Consider the following 22,657-nt stretch of genomic DNA (forward strand, 5'->3'; position numbering starts at 1 on the left):
GACAATGATGACCACAATGATGACGACAGTGCCGGTGCAGGTACGCCCTGCGGCCCTGGCGCGCCAAGTGCTGCAGGCGCTGCTCGATGAAGTGACCCTGACGCCGAAACCGGGCCTCGTCGATTTGCGCAGCCGTGGCGCCCACGCCGACTTGAACTGGGCCCTGATGTGCCACTCGGCCTGCGTGCTGCAGCCCGTGTTTGCCGCCATGGCGCAGGCAGGCTGGGAAAGTGACGATGACGACGACCTGCGCCAGCGCATCGGCGCCATCGGCCGCGACGGCGAAGCGCTGATGCTGGCAGCCACGGGCGGCGTGAACACGCACCGGGGCGCCATCTGGGCGCTGGGCCTGCTGGTGACGGCGGCGGCGCAGCAGGGCGCGCGCGGCGCGTCGCTGGCGCCGCACGTCGTGGCGGCGCGGGCCGGCGCGCTGGCCCGCTTGCACGACCGTGGCGCGCCTGGCGCCACCGGCAACAAGGGCGAGCTGGCGTGCCGCCAGTATCAGGTCGATGGTGCACGGGGCCAGGCCCGCGCCGGTTTCCCCCTGGTGACGGGTGCGGGACTGCCCGCTTTGCACGCCTCGCGGGCGCGCGGCGACAGCGAGACGACGGCGCGCCTGAACGCCTTGCTGGCCATTCTCCGCTGCCTGGACGACACCTGCGTGCTGTCGCGCGGCGGCGAGGAGGCCTTGCTGGCACTGCAAACGGGTGCGGCGCGGGTGCTGGCCGCCGGCGGCGCGGCCACGGCTGCCGGCACCGAGGCGCTGCTGGCGCTGGAAGCGGTGGCGCTGGATCGCGGCGTGTCGCCGGGCGGCGCGGCGGACTTGCTGGCGGCCACCCTGTTCCTCGATCGATTGACAGAAGGAGAAGCGCATGGAAACGCGTGACTATACATTCCCGGCCGGGCCAGCGGTAGCGGGGCGCGCCCTGGCCGGCGTCGTCGGTTCGGGCGACCTGGAAGTGCTGCTGCAGCCGGGCGACGATGGCGTGACCCGCATCGTCGTCAACACCTCCGTCGATGGCAAGGGCGCCGTGTGGGATGCGCTGTTGCAGCGCGTCTTCGGCGGCGAGCCGCTGCCGGCGGCGGCCATCGTCATCAACGATTGCGGCGCCACGCCGGGCGTGGTGCGCATGCGCATCGAGCAAGCGTACGAAGAATTGCAAGCGGGGAGGGCGGCATGAGCACATTGCAACAATTGCTGGAGCGCGACAGCTTCATCGAGCGGGGCGCGCGCAGCCGGGCCAAGGCCTTGCTGGACTCTGGCAGCATGCGCGAACTGCTCGATCCGTTCTGCGGCATCGCTTCGCCCTGGCTGCCGAAACAAGGCGTGACGGCGCAGGCGGATGACGGCGTGGTGGTGGCCAAGGGCTTGTTCGACGGCCAGCCGGCCGTGGTGCTGGCCATCGAAGGCGCCTACCAGGGCGGCAGCATGGGCGAAGTGGGCGGCGCGAAGATCGCCGGCGCGCTGGAACTGGCGGCGCGCGACAACCGCAACGGCGTGCCGACGCGGGCCGTGATCCTGTTCGAAACGGGCGGCGTGCGCCTGCAGGAAGCCAACCTGGGTCTGGCAGCGATTGCCGACATCCATGCGGCCATCGTCGACTTGCGCCGCTACCAGCCCGTGATCGGCATCACGGCCGGCACCGTGGGCTGCTACGGCGGCATGTCGATCGCGGCGGGCCTGTGCAGCTACCTGGTCGTCACGCGCGAGGCGCGCCTGGGTCTCAACGGCCCGGCCGTGATCGAGCAGGAGGCGGGCGTGGACGAATTCGACTCGCGCAACAAGCCCTTCATCTGGAGCCTGACGGGCGGCGAGCAGCGTTTTAAGAGCGGCCTGGCCGACGCCTATGTGGAAGACGACACGGCGCAGATGCGCGCCACCGTGGCTGCATTGTTCGCGCGCGGCGTGCCGGCGCAGCACCGCAGCGACCAGGCGGAAGGCTACCTGGCCCGCCTGGCGCAAGTCGACGCCGGCCCGCAAGCCACGCCGGAAGCCGTACGTTTGATCTACAGCAAAGGAGCAGCAGCATGAACGCCATTACCGACACGAGCCGCGGCGCCGTCTGGCTGGCGGCACTCACGAACAACGCTGCGCCGCTGGACGGCTATCCGCCCTCGGTGCGAGTGGTCGACGCGCCGCTGGCGGGCGAAGCGGCGCGCTACCTCGCCGTGCTGCCCGACCCTGGCAACCGTTTTACGCGCGCCCGCACGGGGGAAATCGGCCTGGTCGAGGCGTGGCAGCTGGCGCGCGCCGTGCAGCAGGTGCTTGCCGAGGACCGCGACCTGGCGGTGAAGCGGCCCATCGTGGCCGTCATCGACGTGGCCAGCCAGGCCTATGGCCGGCGCGAAGAAGCGTATGGCATCCACCAGGCGCTGGCCGGCGCGGCGGGCGCCTATGCCGAGGCGCGCCTGGCGGGCCATCCCGTGATCGGCCTGATCGTCGGCAAGGCCATGTCGGGCGCCTTCCTCGCCCACGGCTACCAGGCCAACCGGCTGATCGCGCTCGACGATCCGCAAGTGATGGTGCATGCCATGGGCAAGGCGTCGGCCGCGCGCATCACCCTGCGCACGGTGGAAGCGCTCGAAGCGCTGGCCGCGACCATCGCGCCCATGGCCTACGACATCAGGAACTACGCCACCCTGGGACTGTTGTGGCAAACCTTGCAGGTGGCGCAGCCGGACGCGCCGTCGGAGCTTGATCTGGCGCAAGTGCGCGCCAGCCTGCAGGCGGCGCTGGCCGATATCCGCGCCGATCCGGAACGGGGACTGGCCAGCCGCCTGGGCGCGCCGCACCGCCAGGCGTCGGCAAGAGTCAGGGAGGTGCTGGGGCAGCAGTGGTAGGGGCAACAACAGAGAAGACATCAAGTCATTCCTATTCCTATAACGGAGACAATCATGATCATTTACGGAACCGCATTGCTGGCACTGTGCCATTTGCTCGGCATCTTCCTGGGCGACCTGCTCGGGCAGCTGATGGGCGTCAAGACCAACGTGGGCGGCGTGGGCATCGCCATGCTGCTCTTGATCTGCGCCCGGCTCTACATGCAGCGCCGCGCCTGGCTGCCGCAGATGACGGAGCGGGGCGTCGAATACTGGGGCGCCATGTATATTCCCGTGGTGGTGGCGATGGCGGCGCAGCAGGACGTGGTGGCGGCGCTGCGCGGCGGCCCGGTGGCCGTGCTGGCCGCCATCGGTTCCGTGCTCGTTTGCGGCGCCGTGATTTCGTTGATTAACCGGTCGGAAAGCCCTGCCGCCATCGCTGCCGCTGAAGCCGACCGCGTGCAAGCCGACTCGATGCTGATGAAGGAACACCGTCATGCTTGAAATCTTTGAAAAAGCCGCCATCCACAATGGCCTGGTGACGGCCTTCGCCTTCGTCGGCCTGATCATGCTTGTCTCGGTGACGCTGTCGAAATATCTGACTCTGGGCCGCGTGCACGGCTCGGCCATCGCCATCGTCATCGGCCTGGGCCTCGCGTACTGGGGCGGCGTGCATAGCGGCGGCCACAAGGGCCTGGCCGATTTGTCGCTGTTCGGCGGCATCGGCCTGATGGGCGGCGCCATGCTGCGCGACTTCGCCATCGTCGCCACGGCCTTCGAGGTGCAGGCGACGGAAGCGCGCAAGGCGGGCCTGATCGGCGTCGTGGCGCTGATGCTGGGCGTGGTGCTGCCGTTCCTCGTCGGCGCCGGCGTCGCCTACGCGTTTGGCTATTCGGACGCCGTCAGCATGACCACCATCGGCGCCGGCGCCGTCACGTACATCGTCGGTCCCGTCACGGGCGCGGCCATCGGCGCCAGCTCGGACGTCATGGCCCTGAGCATCGCGGCAGGCCTCATCAAGGCCATCCTGGTGATGGTGGGCACGCCCGCGGCGGCGCGCTTTTTGCGCCTGAAGACGCCCCGTTCGGCGATGGTCTTTGGCGGCCTGGCCGGCACCGTCAGCGGCGTGTCGGCCGGCCTGGCCGCCACCGACCGCAAGCTGGTGCCGTATGGCGCGCTGGTGGCCACGTTTCATACGGGCCTGGGCTGCTTGCTGGGGCCATCGCTGCTGTTCTTCGCCGTCAAGGCGGTGGTGGCTTGATGGACGCCTGGCGCGCGCATGATTTGCTATGGGCGTCCGGCTTGCCGGACGGTGCATGCTTGCCCGCCTGGGCCGACGCGGCCTGGCTGCAGGCGGCGCCGCTGGTGGTGCGGCGCGCCAGCACGGCGCCCGGACGCATCCCCGTGGGCTTGCGCGGCCGGCTGCGCAGCGAACGGCATGCGTGCGAAGTGGAGTCTTCCGCCGTGCTGCGCCGCGTGACGCCGGAAATGCTGGCGCGGCTGGCGCACACCCCGCCGTCCGGTTTTGACTGTACTGCGCTCGATGCGCTGCGGCTGGTGGCGCCCCTGCTCGACGCCACGGGCTGGGCCTGGGGCCCGACGGGCGGCGTGGGCTTCGCCCTGGCCAGCGGCTTGCCCGTGCTGCGCGCCGACAGCGACCTCGATCTGCTGCTGCGCATCGCCGCGCCGCCGGACGCCGCGCAAGCCGAGGCCCTGCGCGCCATCGCCGCCACGGTCACGGCGTGCCGGCTGGATCTGCAAATCGACACGGGCCATGGCGGCTTTGCGTATGCGGAATGGGCGGCGGGGCGGGGCAGGGTCTTGCTGAAAACGGACCACGGTCCCGTGCTGACGGCCACGCCCTGGGAGCAGGCATGAGCGTATTGTTTACCTTTCCGGGCCAGGGCGCCCAATATCCCGGCATGCTGCATGCGCTGCCCGACGATGCGGCCGTGGCGGCGGCCCTGGCCGAAGCGGCTGACGTGCTGGGCCAAGATTCCCTGGCGCTGGACACGGCCGAAGCGCTGGCGTCGACGCGGGCCGTGCAACTGTGCTTGCTGATCGCGGGCGTGGCGATGGCGCGTTCGCTGGCGGCGCGCGGCGCGCTGCCCGACATGGTGGCCGGCTTTTCCATCGGCGAGTATGCGGCGGCCGTCGTCGCCGGCGCGCTCGATTTTGCGGATGCCGTGCGCCTGGTGGCGCGGCGCGGAGAGTTGATGGAACAGGCGTATCCGGCCGGCTACGGCATGGCGGCCATCATCGGACTTGATCTGGCGCAACTCGAATCGTTGCTGGCGCAAGTGCATGGCGCCGCGAACCCCGTGTATGTCGCCAACCTGAATGCACCGCGCCAGATCGCCATTGCCGGCAGCGAGCCCGCCTTGCAAGCCGTGATGGCGCTGGCCCTGGCGCAGGGCGCCAGCAAGGCCAAGCGCCTGGCCGTCAGCGTGCCGTCGCATTGCCCGCTGCTGGAAGGCGCGGCGCTCGACATGGCCGCCGCCTTCGAGGGCGTGACCGTGCGCCGTCCCTCGCTCGTCTACCTGAGCAGCAGCGCGGCGCGCGCGCTGTTCGACCCGGCCCGCATCCGCGACAGCCTGGCCGCCAACATGGCGCGGCGCGTGCAGTGGACCAGTACCGTGCGCCTGGCGTGGGAGCGGGGCGCGCGGCTGGCGCTGGAAATGCCGCCCGGCAGCGTCCTGACGCGGCTGACGGCGCCCGATTTCACGGACGGCGTGGCCGCCTGCTGCGACGGCAACCGGGGCGACAGCCTGCTGGCGCTGGTGCGGCGGGAGCGAAACTGCAGCGTGCCTTAAAGCCCGGCGCTCAAGCCAACTTGAAAGCCACGGCCCGGCAAGGGCGCAATGTATTTCAGCGGGGAATTGTGCGGCCTGGCATCCGCATCGAGCAGGTTGCTGCCGCTGATAAACACGTCGATGCCTGCAAACGGCGAATTGGCCACCTGCAGGGCGCGGCTGACCTGGAAGTTCACCATGGTGTAGCCGTCGAGCGGCACTTCCTCGCTGACACTCTTGCCCAGGTACTTTTGCTTGTCATAGCGGGTACCGGACAGCCGGGCCTTCCACCCCTTGTTTTCCCACTGCACATTCGCGCCATAGCGGTTGGTGGGCATATTGGGCAGGTAGGCGCCGTCGTTGTGCGCACGCAGCTTGTCCGGATTGTCCGCCTTGTTCTTGACGAGGTCGGCGAATGCGGAGAGGTTCAGCTTGCCGTAGCCGCCAAGCTGCACGACCTGGGAGGCGTCGACCTCGAAGCCACGGACCGTCGTATCGGTCTGCTTCCAGTACTTCAAGGGCAGGCGATTGGCCATCTGGGCGCCCGAGTGGCCAAGGTAGAGGTAATTCTCGTACTTCATGACGTAACCGGTGGCCGACAGATGGAAGCCGCGGTTGGCGAACAGGCCGGTGAGCTCGGTATTCTTCGCGCGCTCGGCCTTCAGGTTCTGGTTGCCTTCTTCCTGGGTCATGATCGAATAGTGGCGGTTGCTCGCATACAACTCATTGACGTCGGGCGCTCTTTCCGACGATGAATAGCGCAGCTTCGCGCCGAACAGCTGGCCCAGCTTGGCCGAGGCGCCCAGGCTATAGCTGTTCAGGCTGAACGACTTGTCCTCGAGTGTCGAGTTGCTCGCATTCCTCGACGTCTTGAAGCCGCTCTTGCGGATATCGTGCTCGACTTTTTCATGGCGCAAGCCCGCGTCGAAGGTGGCCCAGTCGACGTCGAGGCTTTCCTTGAGGAACAGCGCGCGGCTGACCGTGCTCGCGTCGGGCAGGTACAGCTGCGGCCCGCTGCCGGCGATATCCCGGGATTTGTGGCTCAAGCCCAGCATGCCGCTCAAGGGGCCTGCGCGCCGGTGCACCAGCAGAAGCTCGGCTTGATTCGTGTCGAACTGGTAATCGTTCGCCTTGGTGGAACCCAGGCGCTCTCCCGATGCATTGTTCAGGCGTGACATGCGCAATTGCACGCTTTCAAGATAAGCAACGGGGCTGGACAGCCGGGCTTCCAGCGCATATTTATCCTGCTTGATCACGACGCCGACGGGCAACCCCTCGTCATAATTCGCCCCGAACGACTTGTTTTCCATGGAAAAGCCCGGCACGCCATACTCGCTTTCCTTGGAGTCGAGACTGACGGCCACGTAGCCACGATCGAAAAAGTAGGTCGTGCCGACGGCAAAGTGGGCATTGCTGGCATTGCTGTTGCCCAGGGTGGCGTGGTAATCGGGGGTGACGTCCTTGTTGATCTTGTTCTGCGTCATCGACGGCGTACCCGGCACGTAGGCGGGATTGGCCGGGTTGACGTAGGTCTTGCGCTGCCAGACGGAGGTGGGATTATTGGTGTAGAAGGAAAAGTCACCGTCCGCCCAGTCCGGATTTTCCTTCATGAACTGGTCGATAAACGGTTGCGACGCCTTGTTGTAGATTTGCTGGATCCTCGCTTCCTTCTGGCAGCTGTCGGCCAGGAAGGTGTTGACACCGCCGGTTGCAGGGAAGAGCTGGCTGTTGCACACGCCGGCCTTGCTGTTGCCGGGAATATCGTAATGCCCGATCTTCTGGAAGGACAGTTGCAGATTCGTCGAGAAGCGCTTGCCATCGTTGAAGTTTGCGCGCAAGCCTTGCGCGTCGGCATCGTTAAAGCCCTTGCGCAGGACCAGTTCCACGTCCTTTTCTTTGGTTTCCATCTTCCTGGAAACGATGCCGGAATCGACGTCGACGCTGCCTCCGATGGCATTGCCGCCGAAACGCACGCTATCGGACGATTTGTTCACCGTCACGCTGCGCGCGAACAGCGGATCGAAGGGGATGTTGATGTCGCCGCTGAGCGCATTCATGCCGAGGATGGACTGGCCATCTTCGAGGATCTGCACGCGGCTGCCGCTCAGGCTGCGGATCACCGGCGCGCCCGCATTCGGCCCGAAGGCGCTGCTTTGTACGCCCGAGACATGTTCGAGCATGCCGCCCAGGGTCCGGTTCTGGGTTTGCGTATTCTCGACGAGGACGACGCTGTCGATGCTGGAAGGCCGGTCAGCCCGGACCTTGATGGTTTGCAGGGTGACGTCGTCCGCCGCGTAAGCGAGCGGGGCAGTGGACAGCATGGCAGCTGCGAATACGTGATGGCGCATAGGACTTTCTAAAAAGGCGGAAGGTGGTGCTGGGCGCAGGCCCGGCGTGAAGGTATAAATGCAATTGAGTTGCAATAATAGCTTGCGCCTGATGCTATTGCAAGTAAACTGCATTTGATGGCATCGGCGGACTGGCGCACGGAACCCGCGCAGCGCAGGCAGCCGGCATGTGCCGGCTACTGGGTAGGAAAGTGGGGAGGTGTGCTGGCCTTGCGCGTTGCGCGTGATCAGGCCGCTGGCAAGGTGTGCGGCGCAGACTGCATTGGTCCGCCTGCGCCGTGATGGAGTCGCTGCTTCAGGTGAAGTTCGCTGGCTTTTTCGCCTGCAGCCGGCGCGCGCGCCGTTTTCTTTCCCAGATGACGATGCCCGTCACGGACAGCATGGCCACCATCAGGCCCATGCAGGACATCAGTATGCGCCCCGGCAAGCCGAGGATGCGGCCCGAGTGCAGCGGGAATTGCAGTTGCACGAAGACGTCGGCGGCCGTACCTTCCCACGGCTTGTGCTGGCCGATGATGCTACCGTCCATGCTGTCGACATACAGGTTCGACAGGCCCATGCCGGCCGCGCCGAATTCGTCGGCCGGGTCGAAGAAGGAGACGTTGTAGAACGAATAATTGCCGCCATAATAAATGCCGCCGATGGGCGCCGTGATGCCGCGCTGCGCGGCTTGCTTTTTGGCAATCTCCACGGCCTGCTCGAAACCGATCGCGGGCGTGATATACGTGCCGTAGGGCGCCGGCACCTGCGTTTCGTACGGTCCCGGCGTGGTGGTGGACACGAGCGACATGACGGGATAAAACACTTCGCGGTACAGGTTCAGCGAAAACGAGGTAAACGCGACGACGATGATGACGGGCCATACCCACAGTCCGCCCGCGCGGTGCAGATCGAAATTGAGCTTGTAGCCGCCGGCCGCCCAGCGCAGCACCCACGACGGTTTCCAGCGCTGCCACCAGCTGGCGGCGTCGCGGTGGCGCGGCGCCTCGTCTTGCGCGCGCGGGCGCAGGCGGCGCGGCGTGGTCAGATAAAACGCCACCATGCTGTCGAGCAGCCACACCAGGGCCACCGTCCCCATCAGCCAGTAACCCCAGCGGTCCGTGCCCCAGAAGGCGGGCACGTGCAGGCTGTAGTGCAGGTGGCGCAGGAACGGCATCAGGCTGCGGCGCGACAGGGAAATGGCCGTCGAATCGCGCGTGCCCGTGATCTGCGCCGTGACGGGATCGATGTAGACGGTGTTGTAGTCGAGCACGAACGGCTTGTTCGTGGCCGGGTCCGTCAACGGACGCACCATGAAGGCGGCCGCATGGCCTTCTTCCAGGCCCAGGGTCATGTAATTGACTTCCACGCGCGGGTCGGCGGCGGCGACTTTTTGCGCCAGCACAAACGGCGGCTGCAGGGGGCCGCGGCCCGGCGTGTCCATGATGTCGGCGTTGAGCCATTCGTCCAGTTCGTGGTCCCACGACGTGACGGCGCCCGTGAGGCCCGCGACGATGAGAAAGAGGGCGATGGTCAGGCCGGCCCAGCGGTGTATGACAGTCCAGAAAGCGCGCATGCGGTACAAACCTTTAACATAAAACCGGCTTGTTGCCGCCAGCAGGCGCCACGGGGGCGCACAGGGAAAAGCCAGGCACACGCCTGCTATTTTGATAATGGGAATCGTTCTCATTATCCGCCGTGGCGTGGCGTTTGTCCAGCGCCAATGGTGTTGCCCAGGGTCAAATGGCGCATGCTAAGATGCTAGCAAGAAGTTAATTTACATTCCACATGGAAATATTCAAGGCTGAGGTGGCATGCGCATAGAAGACCGGAACAATGTCCGCATTCGCGAATGCAACGGTGCGCCACAGGCGGGCGCCGCTGCCACCATGGTGTTCATGCATGGCTTTGGCTGCGACCAAACCATGTGGCGTTACCTGGAGCCGCTGTTTCGTGCGCGCTACCGCACCGTGCTGTTCGACCTGGTCGGCAGCGGCGCTTCCGACCTCAGTGCCTATGATTTCGATAGCTACGCGCGGCTCGACGCGCATGGCGCCGATTTGCGCCAGGTCATCCATGCCGTCGGCGGCGGCCCCGTCATTTGCATCGGCCATTCCGTCAGCGCCATGAGCGCCTTGCTGGCCAGCATCGCCGAGCCGGAGCTGTTCGCCGCGCAAGTCATGCTGGCGCCGTCGCCGTGCTATGTCGACGATGCGGCGGCCGGCTACCGGGGCGGCTTCAGCCGTGCCGATATCGACGACTTGCTCGATGCCATGGATAGCAATTACCTGGGCTGGTCCGCCGGCATGGCGCCTGCCATCATGGGCGCGCCAGGACAGCCGGCGCTGGGGCAAGACCTGGCGAACAGCTTTTGCCGCACCGACCCCGTCATCGCCCGGCATTTCGCGCAAGCCACGTTCTTGTCCGACCATCGCGCCGTCTTGCCGCAGAACAGCACGCCGGCCCTGATCGTGCAATGCAGCGACGACTTCATCGCGCCACCTTGCGTGGGTGTGTACTTGCGTGAAATGTTGCCGCACAGCAGCCTGCATGTGCTCGAAAATGTTGGCCATTGTCCGCACATGAGCGTGCCCGACGCCAGCTACCGCGCCATCCGCCACTTTCTCGACGGCCAACACCTGTAATGCGCGACACGATGCCTTCCTTGCCTGACGCCAGCACCTTATTTCAGCACGCAGCTTGCGGCTTGCTGCTGTGCACGGCCGACGGCACCATCGTGCAGGCGAACGCCACCTTTTGCGGCTGGCTCGGCTATGGCGCCGGGGAGTTGCTCGGGAAAAAGAAACTGCAAGACTTGCTGACCATCGGCGGGCGCGTATTCCACCAGACGTACTGGCTGCCGCTGATGCAGGTGCAGGGCAGCGTGTCGGAAATCCTGCTCGACATGCGCCAGCGCCAGGGGCAGTCCATCCCCATGCTGTTCAATGCCGTGCGCCGCGAACATGATGGCGTGCGTTATGACGAGATCGCCGTCTTTGTCGCCAGCGACCGGCGCAAGTATGAACAGCAGTTGCAACTGGCGCGCAAGGAGGCTGGCGAGCTCAATGAACAGCTGGCCGCCGCCGACCGGCGCAAAGACGAATTCCTGGCGACCCTGGCGCACGAGTTGCGCAATCCGCTGGCGCCCATGCGCAATGTGCTGGAAGTGTTGCGCCTGGCGCAACTGGACGACCCGCAGCTGCGCTGGGCCCGCGACGTGCTGGGCCGGCAAGTGGGGCACATGACGCACCTGGTCGACGATTTGATGGAAGTGTCGCGCATCACGCAGGGGCGTTTGGAACTGCGCCGCGCCAGCGTGGAACTGGCGCCCGTGGTGGAGGCGGCCCTGCACAGCGTGGCGGAGCTGGCGGTGCAATCCGGCCACAAGGTGCTCGTGGAGCAATGGCCGCAAGCCATCTGGCTCGACGCCGATGCCACGCGCCTGGGACAGATGATCGCCAACCTGCTGACGAACGCCATCAAGTACACGCCCGCCAACGGCGTCATCGGGCTGGAAGTGGCATGTACGGACAACGACGTGCACATCAGCGTGCGCGATTCGGGCATCGGCATCGCGCCCGAGCACCTGGACACGGTATTCGACCTGTTTTCGCAGCTGGAACCGGCCCTGTCGCGGGCCCAGGGCGGCCTGGGCATCGGCCTGTCTCTCGTGCGCGGCTTGGCCGAGTTGCATGGCGGCAGCATCAGCGCGCACAGCGATGGCGTGGGGCAGGGCAGCACCTTCGCCTTGCGCCTGCCGCTGCCCGCCGTGCCCTTGCAGGCGCCGCCCGAACCCAACCGCCGCTTGCTGGCCGGCACGCGCGAAGGCAAGGTCCTGGTGATCGATGACAGCGCCGACGCGGCCGAAAGCCTGGCGCTGGCGCTCGACATCCTCGGCTATGACGTGCGCACGGCCTACGATGGCGCGGCGGGCATGGCAGCCGCACAAGTTTTCATGCCGCAAGTGATCCTGCTTGACATCGGCTTGCCGCACATGAATGGCTACGACGTGGCGAGACTGTTGCGCAGCCAGCCCTGCGGCAAGGACGCCATCCTCGTGGCCGTCACGGGCTGGGGCCAGGACAAGGACCGCCAGATGGCGTCCGACGCGGGCTTTGATTTACATCTGACCAAGCCCGTGGATTTTTATGAGCTCGATGCGGTGCTGCAGAAGATGCTGCAAACGAGCTGAGTTGCCGTAGCGCCATCCTGCCCGCCTGCGGCGCCCATCACATCCCCGGTTTTCTTTCTTTTCATTATCTGTTTCCGTTGATATACCTCTATTGTTTGCGGTAAATCAAACACGGAATTTCAATGTTATAAATAAAAGAAATTTCATTTAAAAATTAAATGTTATTAATGGATAGATTCTAAATATTATTAAAAATAATTTGACTTGCGAAAATAAACGAAATATCCTCACTTCGTGGTTGCGGTAATGAGGGTCAAAAAACATCATTGGTCATCAGGCGTATTATCTTATCGATAGATTTGGTGATTTATTGATATATTTTGTGTATTTTTAATTGATACATTTCGCGTATTTTTATGCACCAGTGATGGAATCCGATTACGCCGCGAGCGCTGCCGGAAACCTGAATGGGTCTTCATTATTTCATCGCACAAAGGATAGTTGTAATGTTTAATTCCATTCCAAATAGGGGTAAAATCATGGCAACAATTAATGTACTGGTAGCGGTCAATGTTGGTCAGGCAGTGGCACAAAAAAATCTGAGCAAGTACGTCTTCATGGTCGATACGACCGGCTACTCGGGCAATGGCAACGAAGGCGGCAATGAACTGGTGACAACGTGCAAGAACGGCGACACCATCGTCTGGAACGTGAGCTCGCTGGACCCGGCCGAACAAGTTTCCATCCACAACTTCGATGGCACCGCCATCACCAGCGGCATGATCAATCCGGCGCCTTACCCGCAATATGACAGCACCGTATGGGGTGGCCGCGTCAATGCCAAAGGCAGCAATGTGCAATATACGATAACCTTGTTGTTGGCGGGCAATACTCTGCTGACCTTCGATCCATTCATCGTGGCGTCGAATCCGCAATAATCGGGCAAGGGCCATGTTCGGCATGCCGCGCGCATGGCCTGTTTTGATGTTTCTTTAAATAAATACTTTCCAGATAAACCTGGATTTTTCATTTTAGTGAATCGTTTTTTTTCCTGTCCAGAATAAATTCCCCGCTATGCGGCAGTGTACTTAATCGCTCCTCCCTCTCTTTTCTATCGAAGCGTTCCCATTCCTCCCGCTTATTATCCGGTACGGGCTTTCCACTGTCCGTCGTATAATATGCCCGCCATACTCTTCGTTCCGCGTGCCGGGCACCGCTCGCCGTTTATGGCAATTGGCCGGGCCGGAGTCGAATCATTATGTGCATTGACGTCCATTTATGCGCACGGGAAAAATAACAATGGAACAATTGACGGAACTTGAGCTGGAATGCTTTCAGCTGCGCCATGGCGATGGCCCGACGGACCGCTGCGTGGACTGGGCCGTGGAGCGTTTGCGCCTCGACCAGGAAGGCGACGACCTGGAAGTCGTGCTGCTGGCCAGCGCCCGGGGCCGCGACGAGGTGCTGCCGCTGGCCGAGGCCATCATCGCGCGCTACCGGGGAGCGCAGCGCCTCGGTGAACAATTCCTGGCCGGAAAATACATCGTCGAACTGCGCGCCGCCTACCTGGCGGGCCGGGGAAGCGCGGCGTCGCTCGACGCCATCTTTACCCGCCTGTACCCGGCGCTCGATTATCCCGACTGGCTGGTCATGCTGAGCCGCAATTGCGAGTATGCGACGGATGTAGCCGATTTCGAGCAGCCATTCGAGGATGAATTCCGCTATATCGCCAGCCTGTGGGCGCAGGCGGATAGCCTGGCCGCGTTCGAGCGCGAATACCGCCGTGAGACATCCAGCCAACATGATGCGGCAGGCGTTTGATTGTGCCAAATGGCTGCAATATGAAAAAAATCGATATTTTTGTCTGTTCCGACGCCGAGATGCGCGCATGTGCCAGTTGGCAGGATGCCTTCGACTCCTTTCCCGTCACGGGTATTGCCTTGCCCGGCGAACTGGATTTTGCGTCGCTGGGGCAATTGCTGACCCACTCGGCAGCGCCTGCCATCAGGCCCGTGTCTATCCCGGGGCGTGAGCTTTACGTGTTTGCGCATGCCATGGGGCAGGCTCTCGAGCGGCTGACGGCCGACGACTTGGCCGATATCGCGGTGGCATGGGCGCAGACGGCGCCATGGGCCGGGCTGGATGTCAATCCCTTCGATCTGGCCGGATTTCTGATGGAGTTGCAATCGACCTGGCATCAATCCGCCACGCCGGACAAGGCGCTGTTTGCGTGGATCGACGCCTAAGGTCGGCATGCGCGTGGCGGGCGGCCGCTATCGTATAATTTGCGCAATTCTTTTCGCTGGGAATAATGTGCAAAACAAGACTATCGGTTTACTTGGCGGCATCGGCTGGGCTTCGACCCTCGAGTACTACCGGCTTCTGAATGAAATGCTGGTGGCGCGCATCGGGCCAGCGCACAGCGCGCGCATCATGCTGGTCAGCATGGACCAGGCCGATTTCGTCGCGCACGCAGCGCAGCCCGATTCCCATGCCATTGAGCAATTCCTTGTCGGGGAAGGGCAGCGCCTGCAAGGCATGGGCGCGGACTTCTTCCTGCTGTGCGCGAATGGCGCGCACCGTTTCGCGCCGGCCGTCGTGCCGCGCATCGGCTTGCCTTTTATCAGTATCGTCGAGGAAACGGCAAAGCGGGTGCAGCAGTCGGGCATACGCAAGGTGGGTTTGCTGGGCGTCAAGCAGACGATGGCGGGCCGCTTTTATCACGATGCGCTGGAGCAGCGCGGTATCACCACGGTGACGCCTGATCTGGCCGACCAGGACATCCTGCACGACATCATCTATACGGAACTGGTGCAGAATATCTTTACCGACGCCAGCCGGAAGATTTTCCTCGCCATCATCGAGAAACTGCGGCGGCAAGGCGTGCAGGGCGTGATTTTGGGATGTACGGAGATACCGCTGCTGATCCAGCAGGGCGATGTGGACTTGCCGCTATTTAATACCACGGCCATTCATTGCGAGGCGGCGGTGGCGTTTGCCATCGAAGATTAAGCGCTGGCAACAGAGCGGCTGCCTGGGCAGGCTGCCGCTCTCGTCAGCATCAAGCCGGCTGCGCGCCGCTCACATTCCGGCTGCGGTTTTCCACCAGCACGGAAATACCGAGCACGACGATGCCGCCGCAGGCCAGCATGGCGCCCACCCAGCCCGTCGAGCGCAAACCCATGCCCATGGCGATGGCGATGCCGCCGGCCCAGGCGCCCAGGGCGTTGGCGATGTTGAAGGCGGAATGGTTGAGGGCGGCGGCCACGGTTTGCGCGTCGCCGGCCACGTCCATCAAGCGCGTCTGCACTGCCGGGGCGACGGCGATGCCGGCGCCGATGGCGAACAGGTTGATCGCCGTCAACCAGACATTGCTGCTGGTGTAAGTAAACGCGGCCAGCGCGGCCACGTTCCACAGCAGCACGCCGAAGATGGTCCACAGGCGCGAGCGGTCGGCCAGCCAGCCGCCGATCAGATTACCCACCGTCATGCCGATACCGATGATGGCCAGCAAGATGGAAATGACGAGCGGCGACACTTTCGTCACTTCCAGCAGGGTTGGCGTAATAAACGTGTAGACGGCGAACATGCCGCCGAAGCCGATCGCCACCATCAGCAGGGTCAGCCACACTTGCAGGCGGCGGAACACGCCCAGTTCGCGGCGCGGGCTGGAATCGCCAGCGGCCACCATGGGCACGAAGATGCGCACCATCAGCATGGTCAGCAGGCCCAGCGCGGCGACCAGCAAGAAGGCCGAGCGCCAGCCCAGGGTCTGGCCGATGTAGGTTGCCAGCGGCACGCCGAAGATATTCGCCACGGTCAAGCCCATCAGGACGCGGGCCACGGCCTGGCCGCGCCGGTCCGGTTCGGCCAGCGCGGCCGCCACCAGCGCCGCCACGCCAAAGTAGGCGCCGTGCGGGATGCCGGCCACGAAGCGGGCCACCACCAGCAAGCCATAATTTGGGGCGATGGCGCTGAGCAAGTTGCCGCCAGCGAACATCAGCATCAGACAGATCAGCATCAGGCGGCGCGGCATGCGCGCCAGGAAGATGGTGATCAGGGGCGCGCCGATGACCACGCCCAGCGCGTAGGCGCTGATCATGTGGCTCATCTGCGGCAAGGTCGTGCCCAGGTCGTCGGCCACCACGGGCAGGATGCTCATGGAGGCGAACTCGCCCGTGCCGATGGCGAGGCCGCCGATGGCCAGGGCCAGGTCGGCGTATCCAGCGCCAAAAGGCGCGGTGACGCGCGGAATCAGGGGATCTACGGAGGCGTGCATGTTCTTGTTAGTTGGGTAAAGAATGACAGGGCGGAGGGGCGCGCAGTGGCCCAGCCGGAGGTGGCAATGCGCCACCAGAGTCGACGGATGGCCGGTATTTTCGGGCTAGAAGAGCTGCCCAAAGACAACATTGTAAGAGATTCGGGCAAGCTCTGCAGGGCGCCGGCTAAAATCTGCTGCACTGCACACAACAGCGTTTGCTCTTATTGTTAACGATAACACGGAATCAGCGCGATTCCGCCACAGGGTGAGCGAAGAAAGCCTGGCTGTGGCGGAAATGGTCTTCCTTGCGTATTACTTCGCTAACGATTGCTGCAGCGCTTCCAGTCCCGCCACATAAATGCCGTGGAACAGGTCCGTCACTTCCTGCTCGCTCACGCCCACGGGCGTGAAACGGCCCGACCAGGTGACCCGCGCGCCATCGCTGCCGGCAAGTGGTTCCACTTTCAGGGTCGACAGGTAATCGGCGGCGGGAAACGGCGCCTGCAGGATGGAATAGCTGTAGCTGCGCGCCGTGTTGTCGTACGCTTCCAGTTGCTCGACGATGACGTCGCCGGCCGGGTTGGCCAGGTGGCGGATGCGGCCCCCTGCGCTCAAGGTGCTGCTGGGAATATAGGGCAGCCAGTCGGGCAGGGCATTGAAGCCGCCGATCAGTTGCCATACTTGCGCCGGCGTGGCGGCGATGTCGATCGAGGTGGTGGTGTGTGCCATCTGCATTCCTTATCTATTAGTTGGCGCCGGTTGGCAGCGGGGCGAATGGCGACACGAGTTGCTCGGCGCGCATGTCGTGCCAGAAGGCGGCGGGGATGACGGCGTGTAACGCTTGCTGGTCTTCGGCCAGGCGTTCCGGACGGCTGGCGCCGGGGATCACGGCAGCCACGGCCGGATTGGCCAAGGAAAATTGCAGGGCGGCAGCCTTGACGCTGACGCCGTGGCGCGCGGCAATCGCCTTGATACGTTCTACTTTGGCAATGATTTCGGGCGAAGCCTTCTGGTATTCGAAGTGCGCGCCGCCGGCCAGGATGCCTGAACTGTAGGGGCCGCCCACGACGATGTCGACGTTCTGTTTTGCCGCGGCCGGCATCAGGCGCTGCAGCGCACGTTCATGGTCGAGCAGGGTGTAGCGGCCGGCCAGCAAGAAGGCGTCCGGCTGGGCTTCGGCCAGGTCCAGGGTCAGTTCCAGCGGTTCCACCTTGTTTACGCCCACGCCCCAGGCCTTGATGACGCCTTCTTCGCGCAAGCGGGTCAGCACGCGGAAGGCGCCCGTGCGGGCAATCTCGAATTGCGCCAGCCAGTTGTCGCCGTGGAAATCCTGGGCGATGTCGTGTACCCAGACGATATCGAGGCGGTCCGTATCCAGGCGTTTCAGACTGTCTTCGATCGAGCGCAGGGTGGCGTCGGCCGAGTAGTCATCGACGATCTTGTTCTTGCGGCCAAATTCGAACAAGCCCCCTTTTTCGCCCAGTTCGCGGGCGGCGGGGTCTTCCAGTTCGTCGAGGATCAGCCGGCCGACCTTGGTGCTCAGCACGTAATCGTCGCGGCGGCGCTGCTTCAGGGCGGCGCCCAGGCGCAGCTCGGCCAGGCCGGCGCCGTAGAACGGGGCCGTGTCGAAGTAGCGGATGCCCGATTCCCAGGCCGCGTCGACGGTCGCCAGCGCTTCCTGTTCCGGAATGTTACGGAACATATTGCCCAGCGGCGCCGTGCCGAAACCCAGTTTGCCTGTCAGTAAGTGTTTGATCGTCATGGTGTTTTCCTTCAATGAGTGAGTCAGTGCAGACAGAATAGCTGGACAAGTTAAGCCTGTCCAAGACATAATTGGCGCAACTTGAGTCCTGAAAGGTCTGACATGCTGGACATACGCCAATTGCAATACTTCATCGCCGTCGCCGAGGAAGAACACGTGGGGCGGGCCGCCGAGCGCCTGCATATTTCCCAGTCGCCGCTGAGCCGGCAGATCGCCCAGCTCGAAGACCGGCTGGGCCTGACCCTGTTCGAGCGCAGCGCCCAGCGCATCCGCCTGACGCGCGACGGCCACACCTTCCTGGCCGAAGCGCGCGCGTTCATTACCCACGGGAACCGCCTGGAAGCGCTGGCGAAACGCCTGGGGCGCGGCGACGAGGGCGGCCTGTGCATAGGCTACATCGAAAACGCCATGCATGCGGGCGTCTTGCCGGAGGGGCTGCGCGCCTTGCGCGCCACGCGGCCGCAAGTGCACGTGGCCCTGTACAACCTGCATTCGGCCGAGCAGATCGAGGGCTTGCGCCAGCGCAGCCTTGATATCGCGCTGCTGTGCGAGCCGCCGCTGCCGAACGACGCGGACCTCGATTGCGCGCAAGTGCTGAGCGACCCCATGCTGCTGGCCTTGCCCGCGACGCATCCGCTGGCGGACAAGGCCCAGCTGACCCCGGACGATCTGGCGGGCCAGGAGTGGATCGCCGTGCTGCACAAGGAAAGCGTGCTGAAACACGATAACTTCATCGCCGCCTGCGCGCGCGCCGGTTTTACGCCCGACATCCGCATGGAAGCAACAGAGCCGCTGACGGCGCTGGGCCTGGTGGCGGCCGGACTGGGCATGGCCATGATCCAGCACAGCCTGCGCCAGCACGCGCCGGCCGGCGTCGTCGTGAGGGAATTGCCGTGGTTCAGCTACCGCACGCCCCTGTGGCTGGCATGGCACAAGGTCAATCTGCGTCCGCTGGTGGGGATTTTTCGGGAAACCTTGCTGCAGCAGGCGGGCGTGGCCGCTTAAATCTTTTTGCCGTGCTTCAAGTGCAAGGGCAGCCACCACCACATGCAAATGATGAGCGTGCCCATCAGCACGCAGGCGACGATGCCTGCGACGTGGCCGAACACTTCCGACATCACCAGATTGGTGCCGAGGATGAACGCCAGCGCCAGGGAAAAGGCGCCGCACATCATGATGCGGTCGGCCGCGCTTGAAACGCTCGCGGTCTTGCAGGGGGCGCATCACGCGGTGCTGGATGGCTGGCGCGCTGAGCAGCACCAGGCTGGTCATGGACAGGAAAAACGTCAGCAGGAAGACGATTTTTTCCGCCTGCACGATCTTCGCGAAGCCGCCGTTGAAGGGCAGGATGATGAGGAAGGCCGTCAGCATCTGCGCGCCCGGCAAGAGGATGCGCAATTCGCTGAGCAGGTCGGACAAGTCGCCTTCCTCGCCTGGCTGATTATTGTCGTCATGTGGCGGGGTGTGCGGCATGGCGCTATTCCTGTTGGTGGCGATGGGGCCAGTCTACGCACAGGCGGCCGGGCCGACTGTGGGCGGGCGCACCTTCGGACGCATTGCGTCAGAACCAGTGCGGGTAGCGTTGGCGCAGCCGCCACAAGGGCGTCGAGACGATGGCCGTGGCGCTGTGCGAGGCGTCGTGGCCGCAATGGCCGCAACTGTGGCGCCGGTGCGGCGCCAGCGCGAAGTCGCCCAGGTCCAGGTGCGGGTGGCCGCAGCGGGCGCAGTCGCTGCAGCCCAGCGGTGCGCCAGCCTGCAAGGCGGCGGCGAACGCCTGCGCGGCGGGCGGCGTGATATTCAGTTGCACTATGTCGGGAGGAAACAGGCCGGGCAGGGCGCGGCAGTCGATGGTCAGGGCTGGCAGGTCGCGGCTGAACAGGGCGCCGCCGTCATTGGCCCGGGCGCGCAGTTGCAGCAGGCCATCATTGTCCAGGCGCAGGGTGCTGGCGTGGAATTGCGTGGGGTCGAACAATTCCGGATACAGCACATAGCCCATGGGGCGGGCGTGCTGGCGGCACTGCATGGGCTGCGTGGATGGGCAGGCGGCCAGATCGGCTTGCGTGCCCCAGTAGCACTGGTGCGTGCGGCACCATTGGCGCGCCGCGCCATTGCGAAATTTTCCAGCGGGCAGCAGATCGCACACGATGATGGCGTCCAGTCCCGCGCCGGCGCGAAAATGGCCCGTGATGTGGGACGTGGTGACGGCAAGACGGCCCGTGCTCGCGTGCAGGGGCCAGCAGATGCCGGGCAGGGTCAGCGGCGTGGCCAATGGCGCCTCCGCGCGGCTATCGGCTTGCCAGCCGCCCGCTGGCCGGAAGCAAAAAACCCGCCGGTTGGGGCGGGCTGTGCTGACGGGGATGCCTGAGGCATGGCCCGGTCTATTCTTCCGTATCGGCCAGGGTGACGATGGCGCGCGCCCACTTCGAGTATTTCAGGTTTGCCAGGTCGCGCACGGTCTTGATATTGAATGCCTGCTTGAGCAGCTCCGCATCCTTCTCGCTCACGCCTTGCAGCGCATCGACGGGTGCATCAGCGATTTCCTTGAACGTCTTTTTTTCGTAAGCCTTGTCTACCGCTTTATTGATGTTCATGTGTTGATACTCCTCAGTAAGTGGGAAAATTAATTCTACACGTTTTTGAGAACCGTCAATTTACGCTTGCAAGTTGTGCTGAACTAAATATGATGGAGGTGGGCGCCTCGACAGTGAGGCCGTCTGTGCGTTCGCCTTGAGATTGTAATTATGTCACTGTTATTATTCATAGTATAATGATTTCCATGGCGGAGAATGGTCTGCGCCATGTCGGACACCGCGGTCACGCGGCACCAATCGATAGCGTTCAGGAGAATACGATGAGTTTGCTAGATCAACTTGCAGGACAGGCGATGAGCGCTTTGGGCAATAAAAGTGCTGACGGGGAAGCCCCATCGGGATTGATGGCCAGCGTGATGGACCTGGTCAACCAGCACGGCGGCTTGCCCGGCCTGCTGCAGAAATTCCAGGAAAGCGGCCTGGGCGACCAGGTGGCCAGCTGGATCGGCACGGGCGCCAATGCGCCCGTCTCCGGCGAACAGATCAAGGATGCGCTGGGCAGCGACACGATCACCCAGATCGCTGAAAAAGCGGGCGTCGCCCCGGACGCGGCTTCGGGCGGCCTGGCAGCCCTGCTGCCCCAGCTGATCGACAAGCTGACCCCGGACGGTCAGGTGCCGGAAGGCAACGACCTCGTCAGCCAGGGCTTGAATATGCTCAAGGGCAAGATCTTCGGTTGATTCCCTGGTCTTGCAAGTGAAAAACCTCGCAGCGATGCGAGGTTTTTTTATGTGCAAGGTTTCTGGGGGATCAGAGTTAACGTCGGAAAAACGCCTGTGGCTAGGCGCCGCCCCGAAGACAGTACGCGAGTACGGCGAAGGACAAGAGTAACCCCGGCAACAACGCCACGGGCGTTTTTCAGGCGGCGGCCATTATTCCCAGGCGCTGCGCCATATACGCCGGTTCGCTGGTCAGTCTGGCCGTACTCCCTTCCACCAGATACGAGCAATACCGTCTCCGCTCGGCGCTGCCGCCGCGCCGTTCCATCAGCTCGCCCAGCATGGCGACGGCATCGGCGGCCATCTTTTGCACGGGCTGGCGCAGGGTGGTGATGTCGTAGCTGAGCCAGCCGGACGCTTCCAGCGCGTCGAAGCCGGCCACCGACATTTGCAGCGGCACCTGGATGCCCATCTGGTGGCGCGCCGTGTCCAGGCAGCCGATGGCCATGATGTCGTTGCCGCAAATGACGGCGTCCGGCACGCGGCCCAGGCGGTCGATGACCTTGCGCAAGCCCCGTCCGCCGCTGGCGTAGTCGTAGTTGCCGCTGACGACGATGGGCGCGGGCAAGCCCAGGGTCAGCAAGCGATCCAGCATGCCGGCCTTGCGTTCTTGCGCGACGGCCGAATCGCCGGGGCCGTCGATGATGGCGAACTGGCGGTGGCCCGCTTCGGCCAGGCGCGAGACGAGCAGGCGCGCCGCTTCGCCCTGGTCGCACAGCACGGCATGCACGGCGTGTTCGCGCGGGCTGCGGTTGAACAGCACCAGGGGCACGTCGCGCCGGCCGAATTCGGCCATCTGCTCGTCCGACAGGCAGGCGGCCACGACGGCGCCGTCGACCTGGTATTGCCAGACATCGCTGAGGGCCTTGCCGATGTCCGCTTCGCGCTCCAGGGTAAACAATAACAGGCGCTTGCCCTGGCGGGCGATGTGCTGGCTCAGGTCGGACAATACTTGCGGATAGTACAGATTGGCCAGGTTGGAAATGATGACGGCCACCAGGTTCGAGCGGCGCGTGATCAGGCTGCGCGCGGCCGCGTTGGGGATGTAGTCGAGGCTGATGGCTGCCTGCATGACCTTGGCGTGGGTGGCTTGCGAGATGCTGGCGCCCGGCTTGAAGCAGCGCGACACGGCCGATTGCGACACGCCGGCCAGCAAGGCCACGTCATACGAGGTCACGCGCCGTCCGGCGCCGGGTATGGCGCGGCTGGCGGTGCTGGGTGTCCGGGCTACAGTATTCTTTTTTCGCATATTG

The 22,657-nt window shown here is 64.1% G+C and carries 25 protein-coding genes and 1 pseudogene; 16 read left to right on the plus strand and 10 right to left on the minus strand.

All coding sequences use genetic code 11. The annotated features are described in order from the left end of the window. Positions 1-4: 4 nt before the first annotated feature. Genes VPH40_RS01615 through mdcH form a run of 8 tightly spaced genes read left to right on the plus strand, consistent with a single transcriptional unit; the run spans position 5 to position 5,633 of the window. On the plus strand, positions 5-886 hold the full coding sequence (locus tag VPH40_RS01615; RefSeq protein ID WP_442906584.1) for a triphosphoribosyl-dephospho-CoA synthase: 882 nt from the start codon (positions 5-7) through the stop codon (positions 884-886). Beyond that, the gene (locus VPH40_RS01620; protein WP_305051786.1) at positions 873-1,181 is read left to right on the plus strand and encodes a malonate decarboxylase subunit delta; all 309 of its coding nucleotides are present in this window, start codon (positions 873-875) and stop codon (positions 1,179-1,181) included. Before VPH40_RS01615 ends, VPH40_RS01620 begins: the two co-directional genes overlap by 14 nt. Continuing rightward, a complete protein-coding gene (locus VPH40_RS01625) occupies positions 1,178-2,032 on the plus strand; it encodes a biotin-independent malonate decarboxylase subunit beta (protein ID WP_305051787.1) in 855 nt (284 codons plus the stop codon). The genes VPH40_RS01620 and VPH40_RS01625 overlap by 4 nt, the downstream gene beginning before the upstream one ends. Beyond that, positions 2,029-2,841 (plus strand): biotin-independent malonate decarboxylase subunit gamma, encoded by an 813-nt coding sequence (mdcE, locus tag VPH40_RS01630; protein ID WP_328572444.1) that lies wholly within the window; start codon positions 2,029-2,031, stop codon positions 2,839-2,841. Before VPH40_RS01625 ends, mdcE begins: the two co-directional genes overlap by 4 nt. A 54-nt stretch (positions 2,842-2,895) precedes the next feature. After that, positions 2,896-3,324, plus strand: a complete 429-nt coding sequence (madL, locus tag VPH40_RS01635; protein WP_070288196.1) for a malonate transporter subunit MadL — start codon at positions 2,896-2,898, stop codon at positions 3,322-3,324. Continuing rightward, positions 3,317-4,081: a malonate transporter subunit MadM gene (gene madM / locus VPH40_RS01640; protein ID WP_251348949.1), complete on the plus strand. Its 765-nt coding sequence runs from the start codon at positions 3,317-3,319 to the stop codon at positions 4,079-4,081. Before madL ends, madM begins: the two co-directional genes overlap by 8 nt. Continuing rightward, on the plus strand, positions 4,081-4,698 hold the full coding sequence (locus tag VPH40_RS01645; protein WP_328572445.1) for a malonate decarboxylase holo-ACP synthase: 618 nt from the start codon (positions 4,081-4,083) through the stop codon (positions 4,696-4,698). Before madM ends, VPH40_RS01645 begins: the two co-directional genes overlap by 1 nt. After that, positions 4,695-5,633 (plus strand): malonate decarboxylase subunit epsilon, encoded by a 939-nt coding sequence (mdcH, locus tag VPH40_RS01650; protein ID WP_328572446.1) that lies wholly within the window; start codon positions 4,695-4,697, stop codon positions 5,631-5,633. The genes VPH40_RS01645 and mdcH overlap by 4 nt, the downstream gene beginning before the upstream one ends. Here the strand turns inward: mdcH and VPH40_RS01655 are convergent. Further along, complete coding sequence (locus tag VPH40_RS01655; protein WP_328572447.1) at positions 5,630-7,933, minus strand: TonB-dependent receptor; 2,304 nt, start codon at positions 7,931-7,933, stop codon at positions 5,630-5,632. The genes mdcH and VPH40_RS01655 overlap by 4 nt on opposite strands. A 322-nt stretch (positions 7,934-8,255) precedes the next feature. Then, the gene (locus tag VPH40_RS01660; RefSeq protein ID WP_328572448.1) at positions 8,256-9,515 is read right to left on the minus strand and encodes a PepSY-associated TM helix domain-containing protein; all 1,260 of its coding nucleotides are present in this window, start codon (positions 9,513-9,515) and stop codon (positions 8,256-8,258) included. Positions 9,516-9,753: 238 nt separating this feature from the next. On the opposite strand from VPH40_RS01660, the gene VPH40_RS01665 reads away from it, so the two are divergent. The 6 genes from VPH40_RS01665 to VPH40_RS01690 all read left to right on the plus strand — a co-directional run bounded on the left by VPH40_RS01665 (position 9,754) and on the right by VPH40_RS01690 (position 15,083). Further along, the gene (locus VPH40_RS01665; protein ID WP_251348944.1) at positions 9,754-10,584 is read left to right on the plus strand and encodes an alpha/beta fold hydrolase; all 831 of its coding nucleotides are present in this window, start codon (positions 9,754-9,756) and stop codon (positions 10,582-10,584) included. 11 nt (positions 10,585-10,595) lie between these two features. Next, the gene (locus tag VPH40_RS01670; RefSeq protein ID WP_328572449.1) at positions 10,596-12,131 is read left to right on the plus strand and encodes an ATP-binding protein; all 1,536 of its coding nucleotides are present in this window, start codon (positions 10,596-10,598) and stop codon (positions 12,129-12,131) included. A 524-nt stretch (positions 12,132-12,655) separates the two neighbouring features. Then, the gene (locus VPH40_RS01675) at positions 12,656-13,009 is read left to right on the plus strand and encodes a hypothetical protein (protein ID WP_251348942.1); all 354 of its coding nucleotides are present in this window, start codon (positions 12,656-12,658) and stop codon (positions 13,007-13,009) included. A gap of 361 nt (positions 13,010-13,370) precedes the next feature. Continuing rightward, complete coding sequence (locus VPH40_RS01680; protein ID WP_328572450.1) at positions 13,371-13,892, plus strand: hypothetical protein; 522 nt, start codon at positions 13,371-13,373, stop codon at positions 13,890-13,892. Positions 13,893-13,912: 20 nt separating this feature from the next. Then, a complete protein-coding gene (locus VPH40_RS01685) occupies positions 13,913-14,317 on the plus strand; it encodes a hypothetical protein (RefSeq protein WP_328572451.1) in 405 nt (134 codons plus the stop codon). Between the two features lie 67 nt (positions 14,318-14,384). Further along, on the plus strand, positions 14,385-15,083 hold the full coding sequence (locus tag VPH40_RS01690; RefSeq protein ID WP_328572452.1) for an aspartate/glutamate racemase family protein: 699 nt from the start codon (positions 14,385-14,387) through the stop codon (positions 15,081-15,083). 49 nt (positions 15,084-15,132) lie between these two features. Here VPH40_RS01690 and VPH40_RS01695 read toward each other — a convergent pair whose 3' ends face one another. The 3 genes from VPH40_RS01695 to VPH40_RS01705 form a co-directional block, all read right to left on the minus strand. Next, positions 15,133-16,350 (minus strand): MFS transporter, encoded by a 1,218-nt coding sequence (locus tag VPH40_RS01695; RefSeq protein WP_083299622.1) that lies wholly within the window; start codon positions 16,348-16,350, stop codon positions 15,133-15,135. Positions 16,351-16,644: 294 nt separating this feature from the next. Then, on the minus strand, positions 16,645-17,061 hold the full coding sequence (locus tag VPH40_RS01700) for an SRPBCC family protein (RefSeq protein ID WP_099664170.1): 417 nt from the start codon (positions 17,059-17,061) through the stop codon (positions 16,645-16,647). A 16-nt stretch (positions 17,062-17,077) separates the two neighbouring features. Beyond that, positions 17,078-18,094 (minus strand): aldo/keto reductase, encoded by a 1,017-nt coding sequence (locus VPH40_RS01705; RefSeq protein WP_289898103.1) that lies wholly within the window; start codon positions 18,092-18,094, stop codon positions 17,078-17,080. 102 nt (positions 18,095-18,196) lie between these two features. Here VPH40_RS01705 and VPH40_RS01710 point away from each other — a divergent pair, with 102 nt between their 5' ends. Beyond that, on the plus strand, positions 18,197-19,099 hold the full coding sequence (locus tag VPH40_RS01710) for a LysR family transcriptional regulator (protein ID WP_328572453.1): 903 nt from the start codon (positions 18,197-18,199) through the stop codon (positions 19,097-19,099). Here VPH40_RS01710 and VPH40_RS01715 read toward each other — a convergent pair. The 4 genes and pseudogenes from VPH40_RS01715 to VPH40_RS01730 form a co-directional block, all read right to left on the minus strand. Further along, positions 19,096-19,269 carry a hypothetical protein gene (locus tag VPH40_RS01715; protein WP_328572454.1) on the minus strand — a complete coding sequence of 58 codons (174 nt, stop codon included), beginning with the start codon at positions 19,267-19,269 and terminating at the stop codon, positions 19,096-19,098. The genes VPH40_RS01710 and VPH40_RS01715 overlap by 4 nt on opposite strands. A 100-nt stretch (positions 19,270-19,369) precedes the next feature. Then, a pseudogene (locus tag VPH40_RS01720) lies at positions 19,370-19,567 on the minus strand (DUF6328 family protein); the annotation flags it as partial. Between the two features lie 88 nt (positions 19,568-19,655). Beyond that, positions 19,656-20,363, minus strand: a complete 708-nt coding sequence (locus tag VPH40_RS01725) for a hypothetical protein (protein WP_328572455.1) — start codon at positions 20,361-20,363, stop codon at positions 19,656-19,658. Positions 20,364-20,472: 109 nt separating this feature from the next. Continuing rightward, positions 20,473-20,685: a hypothetical protein gene (locus tag VPH40_RS01730; RefSeq protein WP_034751103.1), complete on the minus strand. Its 213-nt coding sequence runs from the start codon at positions 20,683-20,685 to the stop codon at positions 20,473-20,475. Between the two features lie 260 nt (positions 20,686-20,945). Between VPH40_RS01730 and VPH40_RS01735 the strand changes: the two genes are divergently transcribed. Next, positions 20,946-21,365, plus strand: a complete 420-nt coding sequence (locus VPH40_RS01735; RefSeq protein ID WP_034751100.1) for a YidB family protein — start codon at positions 20,946-20,948, stop codon at positions 21,363-21,365. A gap of 178 nt (positions 21,366-21,543) precedes the next feature. Here the strand turns inward: VPH40_RS01735 and VPH40_RS01740 are convergent, their stop codons facing one another. After that, entirely contained in the window at positions 21,544-22,581 is a 1,038-nt protein-coding gene (locus VPH40_RS01740) for a LacI family DNA-binding transcriptional regulator (RefSeq protein WP_257218619.1), read from the minus strand. Positions 22,582-22,657: the final 76 nt, after the last annotated feature.

Source organism: Janthinobacterium sp. P210005 (assembly GCF_036231865.1).
Taxonomy (GTDB): Bacteria; Pseudomonadota; Gammaproteobacteria; order Burkholderiales; family Burkholderiaceae_D; genus Janthinobacterium; species Janthinobacterium kumbetense.

Excerpts from the sequence above, each read along its gene's own strand:
- VPH40_RS01615 (WP_442906584.1), top strand. The coding sequence starts at position 5 with ATGATGACCACAATGATGACGACAGTGCCGGTGCAGGTACGCCCTGCG.
- VPH40_RS01620 (WP_305051786.1), top strand. The coding sequence starts at position 873 with ATGGAAACGCGTGACTATACATTCCCGGCCGGGCCAGCGGTAGCGGGG.
- VPH40_RS01625 (WP_305051787.1), top strand. The coding sequence starts at position 1,178 with ATGAGCACATTGCAACAATTGCTGGAGCGCGACAGCTTCATCGAGCGG.
- mdcE (WP_328572444.1), top strand. The coding sequence starts at position 2,029 with ATGAACGCCATTACCGACACGAGCCGCGGCGCCGTCTGGCTGGCGGCA.
- madL (WP_070288196.1), top strand. The coding sequence starts at position 2,896 with ATGATCATTTACGGAACCGCATTGCTGGCACTGTGCCATTTGCTCGGC.
- madM (WP_251348949.1), top strand. The coding sequence starts at position 3,317 with ATGCTTGAAATCTTTGAAAAAGCCGCCATCCACAATGGCCTGGTGACG.
- VPH40_RS01645 (WP_328572445.1), top strand. The coding sequence starts at position 4,081 with ATGGACGCCTGGCGCGCGCATGATTTGCTATGGGCGTCCGGCTTGCCG.
- mdcH (WP_328572446.1), top strand. The coding sequence starts at position 4,695 with ATGAGCGTATTGTTTACCTTTCCGGGCCAGGGCGCCCAATATCCCGGC.
- VPH40_RS01655 (WP_328572447.1), bottom strand. The coding sequence starts at position 7,933 with ATGCTGTCCACTGCCCCGCTCGCTTACGCGGCGGACGACGTCACCCTG.
- VPH40_RS01660 (WP_328572448.1), bottom strand. The coding sequence starts at position 9,515 with ATGCGCGCTTTCTGGACTGTCATACACCGCTGGGCCGGCCTGACCATC.
- VPH40_RS01665 (WP_251348944.1), top strand. The coding sequence starts at position 9,754 with ATGCGCATAGAAGACCGGAACAATGTCCGCATTCGCGAATGCAACGGT.
- VPH40_RS01670 (WP_328572449.1), top strand. The coding sequence starts at position 10,596 with ATGCCTTCCTTGCCTGACGCCAGCACCTTATTTCAGCACGCAGCTTGC.
- VPH40_RS01680 (WP_328572450.1), top strand. The coding sequence starts at position 13,371 with ATGGAACAATTGACGGAACTTGAGCTGGAATGCTTTCAGCTGCGCCAT.
- VPH40_RS01685 (WP_328572451.1), top strand. The coding sequence starts at position 13,913 with ATGAAAAAAATCGATATTTTTGTCTGTTCCGACGCCGAGATGCGCGCA.
- VPH40_RS01695 (WP_083299622.1), bottom strand. The coding sequence starts at position 16,350 with ATGCACGCCTCCGTAGATCCCCTGATTCCGCGCGTCACCGCGCCTTTT.
- VPH40_RS01700 (WP_099664170.1), bottom strand. The coding sequence starts at position 17,061 with ATGGCACACACCACCACCTCGATCGACATCGCCGCCACGCCGGCGCAA.
- VPH40_RS01705 (WP_289898103.1), bottom strand. The coding sequence starts at position 18,094 with ATGACGATCAAACACTTACTGACAGGCAAACTGGGTTTCGGCACGGCG.
- VPH40_RS01710 (WP_328572453.1), top strand. The coding sequence starts at position 18,197 with ATGCTGGACATACGCCAATTGCAATACTTCATCGCCGTCGCCGAGGAA.
- VPH40_RS01715 (WP_328572454.1), bottom strand. The coding sequence starts at position 19,269 with ATGATGTGCGGCGCCTTTTCCCTGGCGCTGGCGTTCATCCTCGGCACC.
- VPH40_RS01730 (WP_034751103.1), bottom strand. The coding sequence starts at position 20,685 with ATGAACATCAATAAAGCGGTAGACAAGGCTTACGAAAAAAAGACGTTC.
- VPH40_RS01735 (WP_034751100.1), top strand. The coding sequence starts at position 20,946 with ATGAGTTTGCTAGATCAACTTGCAGGACAGGCGATGAGCGCTTTGGGC.